This window comes from Bacteroides sp. AM07-18 (assembly GCF_003602695.1).
GTDB classification, from domain to species: Bacteria; Bacteroidota; Bacteroidia; order Bacteroidales; family Bacteroidaceae; genus Bacteroides; species Bacteroides uniformis.
Genome location: NZ_QTLM01000006.1, coordinates 160783 through 176601, shown reverse-complemented (window position 1 = coordinate 176601; position 15819 = coordinate 160783). Strand labels below are relative to the sequence as shown.

Here is a 15819-nt window from a genome sequence, read left to right as displayed (position 1 = left end):
GATAATTGTCAGATAATCCCTCATAACTTATAACTCATAACTTATGAAGCTTCTCCTTCTCTTCTTTCTCCTCCTTTTGCCGGTTTCTCCGCTCCTTGCCCAGTCCAACAAGCTGATTAAGGAACTGGAAAGCAAGCGTGGTGCCTTGCAGAAACAGATAGCAGAGTCGGAAACGCTGTTGATAACCACCAAGAAGGATGTGGGAAGCCAGTTGAACGGTCTTGCTGCACTGACCGGACAGATAGAAGAGCGCAAACGCTATATTCTGACTATCAATAATGATGTGGAATCCATAGAGCGCGAGTTGTCTTCATTAGAACGTCAGTTGACCCGCCTGCAACGTGACCTAAGGGACAAGAAGAAGAAATACGAATCGTCCGTTCAATATTTGTATAAGAACCGCTCCATTGAAGAGAAGCTGATGTTCATTTTCTCTGCCAAGAGCCTGGCACAGACCTATCGACGCATGCGCTATGTACGTGAATATGCTACTTATCAGCGCCTGCAAGGCGAGGAAGTGTTGAAAAAGCAGGAGCAGGTGAACCGTAAGAAGACTGAGCTTCAGCAAGTGAAGGTTGCCAAGGAAGGATTGTTGAAAGAACGTGAAGAGGAGAAAGTCAAGCTGGAAGCGCAGGAGAAGGAACAAAAGTTGTTGGTAGCCAATCTGAAAAAGAAACAGCGGGGATTGCAGAACGAACTGAATAAGAAACGCCGTGAAGCCAATCAGCTCAATGCACGCATTGACCGTCTGATAGCGGAAGAAATAGAGAAAGCGCGTAAGCGTGCGGCAGAAGAAGCGCGCCGTGAGGCAGCCGCACGTAAAAAGGCTGGTGAGAAAACCGAAAAAACGGCAACTGCCTCTACGCCCGCAAAGCCGAAGGCACAGCCTTTGGAAACTTACTCCATGAGTAAGGCAGACCGTGAATTATCAGGGAACTTTGCTAATAATCGCGGTAAGTTGCCGATGCCCATCACCGGAGCGTATATCATTACCAGCCATTACGGCCAGTATTCTGTGGAAGGTTTGCGCAATGTCAAGCTGGACAATAAGGGCATTGATATACAAGGGAAACCGGGTGCCCAAGCCCGTGCCATCTTCAATGGTAAAGTGGCGGCTGTCTTTAAACTGAACGGACTGTTCAATATCCTTGTCCGTCACGGGAATTATATATCAGTCTATTGCAACTTGTCATCGGCCTCGGTGAAGCAGGGCGATGATGTCACCACCAAACAGCCCCTCGGACAAATCTTCTCGGATGGGGCCGACAATGGCCGTACGGTGCTACACTTCCAATTGAGGAAAGAGAAGGAAAAACTGAATCCGGAGCCGTGGCTGAACAGATAATGATAATTTAAATTTTTACTCCTTCCAGCAGCTCCAGATACATCCCTATCGCCTCCTCTATCTCCTTGACAAAGATAAATTCATCGGCAGTGTGTGAACGGGCACTTTTCCCCGGTCCCATCTTCAGAGAAGAGAATGGCATCAGTGCCTGGTCGGACAAGGTCGGTGAGCCGAAAGGAGTACGTTTCATGGCAATAGCCTTTTGCACTACCGGATGCTCCGGAGCTACGTGTGAAGAGCTTAGCCGGAAGGAGCGGGCTTTGGCTTCACACGTGATGTGTTTCTGTATTTCATCGAATAGCTCCTGATTGCTATAACACTCGTTGCTGCGAATGTCTACGACAAAAGTACAACGGTCGGGAATGACGTTATGCTGTGTACCGGCGTTTACCATGGTTACGCTCATCTTCACGGGACCCAGCAGGGAAGATTCTTTTGGGAAACGGTAATCACGAAACCAGGCAATATCATCCAATACCTTATATATAGCATTATCTCCCTCGTTTCGGGCTGCATGTCCCGATTTTCCGGTAGCAGTTACGTCCAGCACCATCAATCCTTTTTCTGCAATGGCAGGTTGCATCTCTGTCGGCTCGCCTACAATGGCAAACTGTATGGGAGGGAGTTCCGGCAATACGCATTCTATTCCCCCCTTGCCTGATACTTCCTCCTCACACGAGGCAAGATATATCAGATTGTAGGCCTGAGTGGTGCGGCACAATGTCAGGAATACTTGCAGCAGGCTGACTACACTGGCTCCGGCATCGTTGCTGCCCAGCCCGTAGAGCTTTCCATTACTTTCCAGCGTTGGTTTGAAAGGATCTTTCCGCCACCCGTTGACGGGTTTTACGGTGTCGATATGGGAATTCAGCAGCAAGGTCGGTTTCTTTAGGTCGAACATCGGGCTGAGGCACCATACATTGTTGCCTTTACGTCCTGTTGCCATGCCTTGCATTTCGATATAGTTCTGCAGATAATCTGCCGCCTTCTCCTCGTCGCGGCTCAAGGAAGGAATGGCTATCAGTGATTTGAGCAATCCGATTGCTTCGGAAGTTAAAGTCGGTATATCGTAAATCATATTCGGTAAATAAATAATCTGGCCGCAAACTTACGGATAAAAAATGAAAAGGACGCCAAACCGACGTCCTTTCTGTTTTTTCAATATTGTTTAGAAGAAGCAACTGAGTGATATCATCAAGTTGCGGTTTTTGTTGCCTGAATCTTTAATGTTCTCTACCAGTCCCCAGTCATAACCGATGGAAATCTGATATTTCTGACTGAATTCGACTCCGGCTTTTAATCCGAGACCGAAATCAAAACGCTTCATGGCATCATCCCCGAATACATTGGTGGAGTTATCATCAAACTCATATTCGTCAAGAATATCTCCTTCTGCCTTGGCTTTGCCAAAAAGACCGATGGCTAAATAAGGACCGGCATTGCCGAATATGGCAAAGTTCTCATTCACTGCATATTTATAGCCAATGTGTACAGGAATTTCCAGGTAGTAGGGATTGAACTTGATAGAAGCAGCAGAGCCTCCGTCTATTTTGGCTCCTTTCAGCGTAAGTAATGCACCCATATCGAGGTAGACTCCTTCTGAAATTTGAGGCAATCCTACTTCAGCCTTTACCCCAGCATGAAAGCCTATTTTACTGTCGAAACCGGTAATGGAGAAGTTACTGGAGTTCATGCCGACTGTTGCTCCCCATCTGAGGTTGTCTTGAGCATTGATGCTTGCTAAACCTATGGTCAGCATAGCCATTAAAAGCAATACTTTTTTCATGTTCATTGAATTTGATTTAGTTTGTATATCACCACAAATATATAGATATTTAATATATTTCTATTGTTTTAATGGTAAAGAAAGTATCTTTTGTGGATAATTTGCTAACGGATGGTCGGATACTTTAAAGGTAAAGTTTGAATAATTACCCGCTAATATCAAATTAGTTTCAAATGAAACCACTACCTTTGTACCGTATTTACCAATATCAAAAGTTATGACTTATCATCATTTATCTGTCCTGGTGCATCGCCAGGCAGAGAAGTATGGAGACAAAATAGCCCTGAAATACAGGGACTATGAAACTGCACAATGGATACCCATCTCTTGGAAAGAGTTCTCACAGACTGTACGCCGGACTGCCAATGCAATGGTGGCTTTGGGAATAGAGCCACAAGAGAATATCGGTATCTTCTCGCAGAATAAACCCGAATGTCTCTTTACTGATTTCGGTGCATTCGCCAACCGGGCGGTGACTATACCTTTGTATGCTACCAGCTCACCGGCCCAGGCACAGTATATCATCAACGATGCACAGATACGTTATCTGTTTGTAGGCGAGCAGTTCCAGTACGATGCCGCTTTCAGCGTGTTCGGATTTTGCCAGTCTCTGCAGCAGCTCATCATCTTCGACCGTGCTGTGGTGAAAGATCCGCGCGACATGACTTCCATCTATTTTGATGAATTTATGGCAATGGATGAAGAGTTGCAGCACAATGCCATTGTAGAAGAACGTACAGCAGCTGCCTCAGATGATGACCTCGCCAATATCCTTTATACTTCCGGTACTACCGGTGAGCCGAAAGGTGTCATGCTCCATCATTTCAATTATAGAGAGGCTTTCCGCATTCATGATATCCGATTGCCTTTCATGACAGACCGGGATGTTTCCATGAACTTCCTTCCGCTGACCCATGTATTCGAAAAGGCATGGACCTACCTTTGTATACACCGGGGGGTGCAGGTCTGCATCAATCTCCGTCCACAAGATATCCAAACTACTATTAAAGAGATACGCCCTACACTGATGTGCAGTGTACCCCGTTTTTGGGAGAAAGTCTATGCCGGTGTGCAGGAGAAGATTTCCCAGGAAACCGGTCTGCGTAAAGCGATGATGTTGGATGCCATCAAGGTGGGCAGGACGCATAACATTGATTATTTGCGCCAAGGAAAGACTCCTCCGATGATGCTTCATCTGAAATACAAGTTCTACGAAAAGACCATTTATGCTCTGCTGAAGAAGACGATAGGTATTGAGAACGGTAATTTCTTCCCTACGGCAGGTGCTGCTGTGCCCGATGAAATCTGCGAGTTTGTGCATTCTGTAGGTATAAACATGGTGGTGGGCTATGGTCTGACGGAATCTACGGCTACCGTTTCCTGCTTCCTCAACGAAGGCTATGAGATTGGTTCCGTAGGTACGGTGATGCCTGATGTGGAGGTGAAGATTGGCGAGAACAACGAGATACTTCTTCGTGGTAAGACTATCACTACCGGCTATTACAAGAAACCGGAGGCAACGGCTGCTGCCATCGACCGTAACGGTTGGTTCCACACGGGTGATGCCGGTTATTTGAAGGATAGCCATCTGTATCTGACGGAGCGTATCAAAGACTTGTTCAAGACCTCCAACGGAAAATACATTTCGCCGCAGGCATTGGAAACGAAGCTGGCTATTGACCGTTACATTGACCAGATTGCTGTCATTGCCGATGAGCGTAAGTTTGTTTCCGCTTTGATAGTTCCCGTTTATGGCTTTGTGAAGGATTATGCCAAGGAGAAAGGCATTGCATACAACAATATGGATGAGTTACTGCAACATTCCAAGATACAAGCGTTGTTCCGTGCCCGTATCGATACCTTGCAGCAACAGTTCGCCCATTACGAGCAAGTGAAGCGCTTCACGCTCCTGACCGAACCGTTCAGCATGGAGCGTGGCGAGCTGACGAACACGCTGAAGCTGAAACGCTCTGTAGTGGCAAAGAACTACAAGGGGCTGATTGACAAGATGTACGAGGAATAGATTTCCATTTGTTTGTTTTTGAACCGTCCGACTTGGAGTGAATTATTTTCATTCCGGGCCGGACGGTTTGTTTTATGTATGGACTTGCCCTTGGCAGATAGGACTCTCGAGTATGTGCACGTTAGTTAGGCTTAAAAAAACAGCCTGGTAGATAAATGGGGATTTATCATTTCAAAACAGCTTCTTCAAAGATAAAGGGGAAGAACCGTCTGTCATCTGTCACGGGATTCAAGCACGTAGTCCGGAACGCTCCCCTTGTTCAGTCCGTCTTTCCCCGTTGCTTTATCCCTCAAACGCTTGGTGTCTGTCCCCGAAACAGCCTTTGTTCATTGTCGGCTCACTCGGGTGAACAAATCAGCTCACTATGGTGAACAACTCCGTTCACTATAGTGAACAACTCCGTTCACTATAGTGAACGAGTCAGACCACTATAGTGAGCCGCTCAGAAACTCAAAGCCTCTATAAGACAAAGAAGCGGACACAACAAGAGAAAGAAGGGGACGAGACAAGAGAAAGCAAGGGAACGGGACAGACCGAACACCGGTGAGGGCAAAATTTGCCCTCACCCTTTTTATTTGCCCTCACTCACCCATGTAATGCCGATGAACAGGGCGGTTCGGGAAGTGAGTGAGGGCGGTGAGGGCAACATTAAGAAAATCGTATTAGTTTTTCCTTCTTCTTCCGAACCCGATTAACTTTTATTAGCAAAGAAACTTCTGTTTCTCGATAGGGTTGCGGTTCTCTACCCGGTTTTATATACGAAGCTTAAAAAGAAATCTGCAGAATAAGAGACATTTTAATAAGCTCGAGTATTAACCGTAACATTCTAATAGCCTATGTAGCATACAAAAAGAAACAAATGAGATTGACATTCAACCCTGCTTGTCAATCGGAAAGACAGACCCCATCAGAATCTGTTTATTAACTTAACACATTTAATCTAATATTTATTTTCCGAAAAACAGCTTATGAAAAAAAGAATTATGCTGACCTTGGTTTGCCTGCTGGCAGCCATCGGTTGGGTAGCAGCCCAGAATTCCCCCATTACCGGTATCGTTATTTCAGCTGAGGACAATGAACCGATTATCGGAGCTTCCGTATTGGTAAAAGGAAGCACTACCGGAGCCGTAACAGATTTAGACGGCAAATTCACTATTACAGATGCGCCCGCAGGTGCGAAAATCCTGCAAGTGTCTTTCGTAGGTATGATAACACAAGAAGTTCCCATCACTCCGGGGACGATAAGAGTCACATTAAAGAATGATGCCAAGCTGCTGGATGAAGTGGTGGTAACGGCATTGGGTATCGCAAAGAAAGAAAAATCACTGACTTACTCTACTCAGGTAGTAAACGGTGATGAATTGGCACGCGTGAAAGACCCCAATATGATGAACGCATTGGCCGGTAAGACGGCAGGTGTGCAGATTAATAAGAGTTCTTCCGGTTTGGGAGGTTCTTCTAAAGTGATTATTCGTGGTAACCGTTCTGTAAGCGGAAGTAACCAGCCGTTGTATGTGATAGACGGTGTACCGTTCGGTTCATCTACCAACGAAAATACCTCAACTACTATCGGCGGAGACAACGACAGTGGTAACTACGACCGTGGCGACGGTATTTCCAATCTGAATCCCGATGATATTGAGAGCATGAACATATTGAAAGGCCCTGCCGCAGCTGCACTTTACGGTAGTTCGGCTGCCAATGGTGTGGTGATTATTACCACTAAGAAGGGCAAGGAAGGACGCGCCAGTATCAGTTTCAATACCAGCACCACTTTCGATATAGCTGCATACGGTATTCCCGAATTCCAGAATCACTATACGGGTGTGTCAACCAGTTGGGGCAGTGATATCAAAGGTAGTCCCGACTATACAGACGATTTCTTCAAAACAGGTGTCACTACTATCAACTCGCTCTCGTTGAGCATGGGTTCGCAAGCTATGCAAACTTACTTTTCCTATGCTAATACTTACGGCAAGGGCGTGGTGGAAGGTAATAGCTTGGTGAAGCATAATTTCAATTTTCGCGAAACTGCCAACTTCCTCAATAACAAACTGACTGTTGATGCCAATATCAATGCGATGTATCAAAGGGGGAACAACCGTACTACTTCGGGAGGTTATTACATGAATCCTTTGGTAGGTCTTTATCACTTCCCGCGTGGTGGTGTTGAAGGTGGAAAGGACTTTAACTACTACAAAGATAATTATCAGATTCTTAATGCCGGTCGTAACATAATGGACCAGAACTGGTATAAATCTCAAGGTACTGATATGGAGCAGAATCCCTATTGGTTGATTAATAAGGTTCCGAATGAGGATACCCGTTATCGTACATTGTTGAATCTGAGTGTGAAGTATAAGTTCAATGACCTGTTCAGTATACAGGCTCGTGGTAGTGCCGACTATGTTGTAGACAAGAACAATACACGTATGTATGCAGGTACCAGCCCGGTGTTGTGTGGTATGAATCCGGCTGGAACAGGAACTAACGGTCGTTACATCTACGGTGAATCAAGTAGCCTTTCTTCTTATGGGGATGTTTTGTTTACTTATCAACAGCAATTCACTAACTTCAGTGTCAATGCTTCGGTAGGTGCCAGCATCAACGATTATACAGGAAACGGTACAGGTTTCGATTCCTATCCGGGTATACTCTCTGTGCCCAACGTATTCACTATGCAGAACTGCTCCTTGAACAAGGGCTCATTGACCGATTGGAAAACCCATACTCAAAGCCAGAGTGTGTTCTTCACCGGTCAGGTAGGCTTCAAAGATCAGATTTATGTGGACGTGACAGCACGTAACGACTGGACTTCAACATTGGCATTTACCAAATACAAAAACAAAGGCTTTTTCTATCCGTCAGTAGGTGTGACATGGTTGCTGAACGAAACATTGAAATTACCTTCTTGGATTGATTTAGGTAAGATTCGCGGTGCATGGTCGAAGGTGGGTAACGGTTTGAATACTTATACTTCAAATCCTCTCAACTCCATTACAAAGAGTGGTAGCATCAATTTCAACAGTACAGCTCCGTTTGCAGAACTGAAACCGGAAATGACTACTTCCATTGAGTTTGGTACTGAGTGGCGCTTTTTCAATAGCCGCTTGGAGTTCGACTTCACTTATTATAAGACTAATACAAAGAATCAACTCTTTACGTTGGATGCTCCGTCAGGTTCACAATACGCCCGATATTACATCAATGCCGGTGATATTCAGAATACCGGTGTCGAAGTTATGTTGAATGGAACTCCTGTCATGACTAAGGATTTCCGCTGGAAAACCGGTGTTAACTTTGCAACCAATAAGAACGAAGCAAAGGCACTGGCTGGTGATGACTTTGGTTATTTTACATTTAGCGGTGGCGAAAGTAACAATGTATGGAGTCGTTTAGAAGTAGGTGGTTCGTTTGGTGACATTTACGGTACTACTTTTGTACGTGACGAAAAAGGCAATATTCAGTATGAACCTGCAAAAGAAGGACAAAAAGATAGTGATAGACTTCCATTGGTGGACAAGACAAATCCGGTGAAACTGGGTAATTCTACTCCTGATTTTAACTTGGGGTGGAGCAATACAATCACGTGGAAGGACTTCTCTCTTTACTTCTTGATTGATGGACGTTTTGGAGGTGAAGTGATGTCTTTGACGGAAGCCGACCTCGATCAGCAGGGAGTAAGCAAGGCAACGGGTGATGCTCGTGACCGTGGTTACGTGATGCTGGAAGGCCGTCAAATTACAGATGTGGAAGGCTTCTATAATCAGGTTGGTGGCCGTGCGGGTGTGACCGAGCATTATATGTACAGTGCTACCAACATACGTTTGCGCGAACTTTCCATTGGCTATAGTCTGCCTCAGGCTTGGTTGGCAAAGACTGGTGTCATTAAGAACGCACAGGTTTCACTTGTAGGCCGCAACCTGTTCTTCTTCAAGAACAATGCTCCATATGATCCTGATGGCATGCTTTCTACCAGCAACCGTCTGCAAGGAGTTGATGTGTTTGGTATGCCTACCAACCGTTCGATTGGGTTCAACTTGAAAGTTAATTTTTAAACAGTAGATATGATTATGAAAAATATATTTAGACTTACAGCTGTAGCGCTGCTGGCAGCTACCTTATTCTCGGCATGTACGGGAGCGTTCGAGGATATGAACACTAATCCGAAGGGAGTGAGCGATGAAGAACTAAAACAAGATAACAACTACATTGGTATGCACTTCATTCCCATGATGCAGTCTATCTATTATAATAAAAATGCAGGTGTCAATGTATGGGAATATCAGCTTATTCAAAATTTGAATGCCGATTTGTGGTCAGGCTATATCAGTACGGCTACTGCATTTGCCGGCAATGTAAGTAATGTGACCTATGCCATGAATGCAGGATGGAATGACAACTGTTGGGATTATGCTTATAGAAACGTAATGGTGGAAAGCTTGAAAATCACCAACAAGTGCAAAGACGATATGGAGACGTATGCCCATTTCGAGGCTATCAATACCATCTGCCGCGTAATAGCTATGTCGCGTCTTGCCGACCAATACGGATGTATTATCTATTCTCACTATGGCGAATCGGCTACTGGTGGTGAGTATGATTCAGGACAGGATGCTTATAAAAAATTCTTTGAAGAATTGAAAGAAGCTGCAGACGTGCTGCGTACTGCTAAAGAAAAGGATGTGGCTTCGTTTATGATGTTTGATTATGCCTATGGAGGTAACTTGAACAAATGGGCGCAGTTGTGTAACACCATTCGTTTGCGTTTGGCCATGCGTATTGTGAAGTATGATGCTGCTTGGGCAAAAAGTGAGGCGGAAGCTGCCATGAACGATAGTAATGGATTGATTGAAACCAATGATGCTAATTTCGGTATTGCAGGAAACGGTTATGTCAATCCGCTTTACGGTATTGCATTCAACTATGGAGATGGTGTTTTAGGCGCTAATATTCCTTCTATCTTGTCTGGTATGGGCGATGCGCGTCTTGATAAGTATGCTACACAGAACAGCAAGAGTGAATATTTTGGTATTCGTCTTGGTATTAAAGGACTGGAAGAAGAAGGGTTTTCGGATGCCTATAAGGCGATTGTAAGTCGACCCAACTTGACAGAAACCTCTCCTGCTATTTTGGCAACTGCTGCCGAAACCATTTTGTTGGAAGCCGAAGCTGCTTTGCGTGGTTGGGATGTAAATGGTAAGGGCACCGCTCAGAGCTTGTATGAAAAGGGTATACGGACATCGTTCGAACAATGGGGAGCCGCTGTGGGCGATTATTTAAGCAGTACGACTACTGCTGCAGCGTATGTAGACCCCGTTATTCCCGCTGCCAGCATTGAAGGCCAGAGCAAGGTGACTGCTAAATGGGACGAGTCTTTGAGTAACGAGGAAAAATTTGCTAAGATTGCCACACAACGCTGGATTGCTATTTATCCTGAAGGTATGAATGGCTGGGCTGAGATACGTCGCACTGGTTATCCCAAATTATTCCCGGTAATGGTGAACTACAGTCAAGGTGAGATTGATACAGATCTTGGCCCACGCCGTTTACCCTTCACCATCAATGAAAAAGGCAATAATCCTACCGGTTATGCCAAAGCCGTCGAAATGTTGGGCGGACCGGACAATGGCGGTACTCGCATCTTCTGGGATGTAGATAAACCGAACTTCTAATCCGCATTATTATCATAGAGATTAAGTGATGAGGACTTTTTGAAGCATGTTTTTTTAAGGGGAAGTATGAAAAAACATATTTCATATTTCCCTTTATGTATTTTTTGTTTAATATAATAATTGATTATTATGAATTCAAAATATCTCGTGAATGGCTTGTTTATATTATGCTATTCTATGTTTTTAATGTTTATGAGCGCTTGTTATAATGAGTTGGAAACTGTTGACTTTGAAGAACAAGAAGAACAGCAAAGCGTTTCAATAGAAGATGGTATGTGTATAATCCAATCACTTGGATTCGATACTTTAGATGTGGTAGAGTTGAAGTCAGGTTATCTTATTCAAGGTGATATATACCTTGAAAAAAGTAAACTTGTCACTTATAGTCAACCACAAACAAGGCAGGCTTATCATACTACCGGTTTAATTGGTCACCCCAAACAAAGAGCAATTACCGTTGGTGTTGATAGCTCGATACCTGCATCAGGTGTGGATGATTGGCGAGATGAAATACAGGAAGCCATCAATCTGTGGAATCCTCTTAGTAACCTTAAAATGACTTATACTACAGCTGCCAATCCGGATATACTCATCCGTAGTGATGCTAGCGCTCCTTTACCGAACAATACTATTGCGGCAGGCTCTTGGCCTATGAATGGAAAACCAGGTTCCTCTATTTGGATAAATTTGGATTATGATTATAACAAAACCATTCCAAGACTTCAGAAGATATATAATATGGTACATGAGTTGGGACATTGCTTCGGACTAAGGCATACAAATTGGAAATCATTGGGTGAATCTGTGGCCAATGGTATTACTGGAACTTTTGATTCAGATCCCTATTCTGTGATGAATGGAGGAACTGCCGAATATCAATGGTCTGGGTTTAGTGAGGGAGATAAATCAGCGATAAGTTATTTGTATCCTCGATTTTTTGAAGGAGATTTTGTTAATTACCCAACAGAGGTAAAGCGCTTTGGAGTTGACGTGTATATGGTACGTGTTGTCGGCAATCACCCTATTCTGAAATATGAATGGGGGACTACAGGCATGTTTTTGCTTGCTTCCGAAGGAGATGCTGCTAAAGTTATTTTTGGTAGTCCTGTAACTTCTGAACTTAGGGCATATGTTACTACTGTATATGGAGAAACTTATTGTATTAGTAGAGAGTATGCCACTCAAACAACTATTCAAAGACTTGTTGAAAATTGAGATTAGGCATAGTTCCTCATATATTTGTACTAATTTTCTTCTCCTTTATGCTTTAATCACCTTATAACTTAATAATTATAATATGATGAAGAATGTAATAAAACTTATCTTTTTGCTTTTTGATTTAGTTATCGGTTGCTGCGTTTTGCTTCATGCCCAGGTAGATGAAAAGTTGAAAGCCGACATCGTCAGCACGGGCTACGTGCACAGTCCGTTACCGCTCGACGAGACAAAGGCTTTCGAAACATTCGGCTTGAAAAAGAAAGTGTTGGAAACCGTGATGCTGTGTGATATGGAGGATTTCTCCAAATGGTCGCATAAGGGCATCGGTAAGATTGGTTTGACTGACGAACGGAGCAAGTCCGGCAAGCACAGTCTGCGTCTGGAAGCTCCCGCCCATCCGGAGAAGATTCTTGGCTGGGGTTTGGGACGCGGCACTTGCATGGCCTCTTATGATATAGGAGGTGTGAACTGGGAAGGTTACAACCGCCTGAAGTTCTATATCTATCCCACGTGCGAAGGAGCACGCAGCATCTACCTCAACCTTTATGTGGAGAATGACGGAGAAATAAAAGTACCCGACATTTACGGTCGGGAAGGCTACCACGAAATCAATCTGAAAAATAACCAATGGAACGAATGCTTCGTCGAGATGTCCGGACTGGCGCGCGACAAGGTAACCAAGATTTCATTTGCCATCGAAGTGTTCGGCAAAGAACGTACTATGGGCGACTTCCTTCGCTTCGATGTAGATGCCGTGGAACTTCAGAAGGTGGAGAACCCGGAAACCGTGAAAGGCTGGATGCCTGCACAGAATCGCATCATCTTCTCTACTACCGGTTATAGTATAGAGAGCCCCAAAAGCGCCATTGTCAATGTGGAAAAGCACGGCGGACAGTTCCAGTTGAAGGATGCCGCTACGCAGGCCATTGTTTATACCGGTCCCGTTCGTAAGGAAAAGACCGGCCTGGGAGAGTTCGAGACAATAGACTTCTCGGACTTCAAGACACAAGGCCGTTACGTCATTCAGGTAGGGGATGTCACCACCTTGCCTTTCTATATCCATCAGGATGTGTGGGATGATTCTGCCTGGCGTATGGTGAACTTCCTGTTCTGCGAGCGTTGCGGTTATCCCGTTCCCGGAAAGCACGGGGCTTGTCATAATGACCTGCATGCCACTTACAACGGACATATCATTCATATAAACGGAGGATGGCACGATGCCGCCGATATGTCCCAACAGACCTTACAGACGGGAGAGATAGCCTATTCCTTGCTCTTGATGGCCGAACGTGCCAAAGAAAAAGGCAATATAGACTTGTACAACCGCCTGATGGAAGAGGCTTTGTGGGGAATGGACTATGTGATGAAGACCCGTCTGGGCGATGGCTACCGTGCACAGACATGGGGCACCAACCTATGGACCGACGGTAAGGTGGGCACCGACGATGATGCCGGTCGCCGCGAACTGCTTGTCCATAACGGAGCTTTGGAGAATTTCCTGCTTGCAGGAATTGAAGCGTATGCCTCCATGAGGATTGAAAATGACGAGTCGCTTAAGGGTAATCTGAAGAAGATTGCAAAGGAAGACTTCGGCTATGCCATGAAGCGCTTCAACGAACTTGGCTTTGCCGAGCTGATAAAGAAGGGTGGGGGACATGCCGCCATGGCATCCGAGAGCCAGTATCACGCCAACATCTCATGGGCGGCCAGCATGCTCTATAAGCTGACCGGCGAACAGCAGTATGCCGATGAGGCTGTAAAAGCCATCCGCTACACCTTGCAGTGCCAGCGCACCGAACCGTTGAAAGACAAAGACAAGACCTGCGGCTTCTTCTATCGCGATTTGGCAAAGAAGTCCATTGTACACTATACTCATCAGTCTCGCGATTATGCCTACATGGAAGCCCTTGCCGCCCTCTGCGAAACGCAGCCCCGTCATGCCGAGTATGAGCAGTGGATTCGTGCCATGAAACTCTATGGCGGTTATCTGAAGAACATCATGAAGTATGTATATCCTTATGGAATGGTGCCCAGCGGCATCTATCACAAGGATGAAGTGAAGGACTCCGTCAACTTCTACGCCGTCCAGGTAGGCATTCGCAGTGGTGCTGCGAAGGATTTCAAAGAACAGCTCGAGAACGGTATCCGTCTGGATAAGGAGCATTACTTGCGTATATTCCCCGTCTGGTTCTCGTTCAAAGGAAATATTGCCGTACATTTGTCTACCGGAAAAGCCGCAGCCATTTGCGCCAGAGTGTTGAAGGACAAGGAACTGAAAGACATTGCCGAACAGCAGCTCTTCTGGGTTGTAGGCAGGAATCCTTTCGGACAGTCCATGATTTATGGGGAGGGCAGCAACTATCCGCAGCTCTATACGGCACTGCCCGGAGAAACGGTAGGAGAGATACCCGTAGGTATGCAGTCTTATTTCAATGAAGATGCTCCCTACTGGCCGCAGTTCAATACGGCTACTTATAAGGAAGTCTGGGGCTCTTCGGCTGCCAGATGGCTGATGTTGGTTTCCGAATTCTAAAGCAAGATGATATGAGTGACAAGACTGTTTATTCACGGCGCAATCCGGCCATTGACATGCTGAGGGCGTTGACCATGTTCACCATGATTTTCGTCAATGACTTCTGGAAAGTGCATGACGTACCCCATTGGCTGGAACATGCCGTTTATGGTGAAGACTTTATGGGACTGGCGGATATTGTATTCCCCTGCTTCTTGTTTGCAGTGGGAATGTCCATACCATACGCCATCGAACGCAGATATGCCAAAGGCTTTTCGGCAGAATCCACCTTAGGACATATCCTTTCCCGCACCTTTGCTTTGCTGGTGATGGGGGCATTCATCACAAACTCGGAGTTCCGGCTTTCACCGGAAGCTCCCTATCCGATAGGGGTATACTGGTTCTTGATGGCCATAGGCTTTATCGGCGTGTGGAACCAATATCCGAAACCGGCTTCCGGTACTCAGAAGAACCTTTTCCGTGCTTTCAAGATAATCGGCGTATTGGTTCTTCTCTACCTTGCCTTTACCTTCCGCAATCCGCAGGAAGGTGTATTCGGGGCTTATTGGGGAATATTGGGATCCATCGGCTGGACTTATCTGGTATGTGCCGTGATTTATTTCTTCAGCCGTGACCGGTTGAAGTATCTGCTGCCCATCTGGGGAGTCTTCATTCTGATATGTCTGTTGGGCACGCCTTTGCGCGAAAGCTTTGGCGGCGAGGCCATTCTTACCTTTCCCGAACGTAACTTCTATCAAGGTATGCTGGGCATCCTGCACATCGGCAACGGAGCTTTGCCCGCATTTACAATGGGAGGTATCATCCTTTCCATTCTCAGTGCCCGCTATGCCGACAAGGGTGACGGTTGGAAACTTCGCAACGGGCTGACGGCTGCTGTCCTGCTTCTGTTGGCCGGGATAGGGGCGCATCATTTTTGGATTGTAGCCAAGATAGGCGGCACTCCTCCCTGGGTGTTCTATGTAACTGCCATTTCCGTGGCACTCTATACGGTGCTTGGCTGCTTGGTCAGTCATCAGGTCACGGGCTGGTTCAATCTGATACGCCCTGCCGGAACGGCTACGCTGACTACCTATCTGGTGCCTTATGTCTTTTATGGATTCGCCGATGTGACCGGTGTTATCCTGCCGGACTGGTTTACGCATGGATTCATGGGACTGGTCAATTGCCTCTGCTTTGCCTTTGTGGTAATCGGCGTTACCTGGGTGATGGAAAAACTGCACGTTAAACTTAAAATTTAGA

The 15819-nt window shown here is 45.6% G+C and carries 9 protein-coding genes; 7 read left to right on the top strand and 2 right to left on the bottom strand.

What is annotated here, in order from left to right; all coding sequences use genetic code 11:
• The first annotated feature begins 43 nt into the window (after positions 1-43).
• On the top strand, positions 44-1345 hold the full coding sequence (locus DW096_RS10425; protein ID WP_044468528.1) for a murein hydrolase activator EnvC: 1302 nt from the start codon (positions 44-46) through the stop codon (positions 1343-1345).
• A 7-nt stretch (positions 1346-1352) separates the two neighbouring features.
• Here the strand turns inward: DW096_RS10425 and DW096_RS10420 are convergent, their stop codons facing one another.
• Both DW096_RS10420 and DW096_RS10415 read right to left on the bottom strand, forming a co-directional pair.
• Positions 1353-2423, bottom strand: a complete 1071-nt coding sequence (locus DW096_RS10420) for a M20 family metallo-hydrolase (RefSeq protein WP_118930969.1) — start codon at positions 2421-2423, stop codon at positions 1353-1355.
• A 90-nt stretch (positions 2424-2513) separates the two neighbouring features.
• Positions 2514-3131 carry a porin family protein gene (locus tag DW096_RS10415; RefSeq protein WP_005834577.1) on the bottom strand — a complete coding sequence of 206 codons (618 nt, stop codon included), beginning with the start codon at positions 3129-3131 and terminating at the stop codon, positions 2514-2516.
• Positions 3132-3348: 217 nt separating this feature from the next.
• Here DW096_RS10415 and DW096_RS10410 point away from each other — a divergent pair, with 217 nt between their 5' ends.
• The 6 genes from DW096_RS10410 (at position 3349) to DW096_RS10385 (ending at position 15818) form a co-directional block, all read left to right on the top strand.
• On the top strand, positions 3349-5154 hold the full coding sequence (locus DW096_RS10410) for a long-chain fatty acid--CoA ligase (protein WP_009037703.1): 1806 nt from the start codon (positions 3349-3351) through the stop codon (positions 5152-5154).
• A gap of 968 nt (positions 5155-6122) precedes the next feature.
• Positions 6123-9212 carry a SusC/RagA family TonB-linked outer membrane protein gene (locus DW096_RS10405; protein ID WP_005830357.1) on the top strand — a complete coding sequence of 1030 codons (3090 nt, stop codon included), beginning with the start codon at positions 6123-6125 and terminating at the stop codon, positions 9210-9212.
• Positions 9213-9227: 15 nt separating this feature from the next.
• A complete protein-coding gene (locus tag DW096_RS10400) occupies positions 9228-10829 on the top strand; it encodes a SusD/RagB family nutrient-binding outer membrane lipoprotein (RefSeq protein WP_005834583.1) in 1602 nt (533 codons plus the stop codon).
• A 129-nt stretch (positions 10830-10958) separates the two neighbouring features.
• Positions 10959-12044 (top strand): M57 family metalloprotease, encoded by a 1086-nt coding sequence (locus tag DW096_RS10395; RefSeq protein ID WP_008662714.1) that lies wholly within the window; start codon positions 10959-10961, stop codon positions 12042-12044.
• Positions 12045-12129: 85 nt separating this feature from the next.
• Positions 12130-14580, top strand: coding sequence for a glycoside hydrolase family 9 protein (locus tag DW096_RS10390; RefSeq protein WP_057258726.1), 2451 nt, complete (start codon positions 12130-12132; stop codon positions 14578-14580).
• An 11-nt stretch (positions 14581-14591) separates the two neighbouring features.
• Positions 14592-15818, top strand: coding sequence for a DUF5009 domain-containing protein (locus DW096_RS10385; protein ID WP_008662716.1), 1227 nt, complete (start codon positions 14592-14594; stop codon positions 15816-15818).
• Position 15819: the final 1 nt, after the last annotated feature.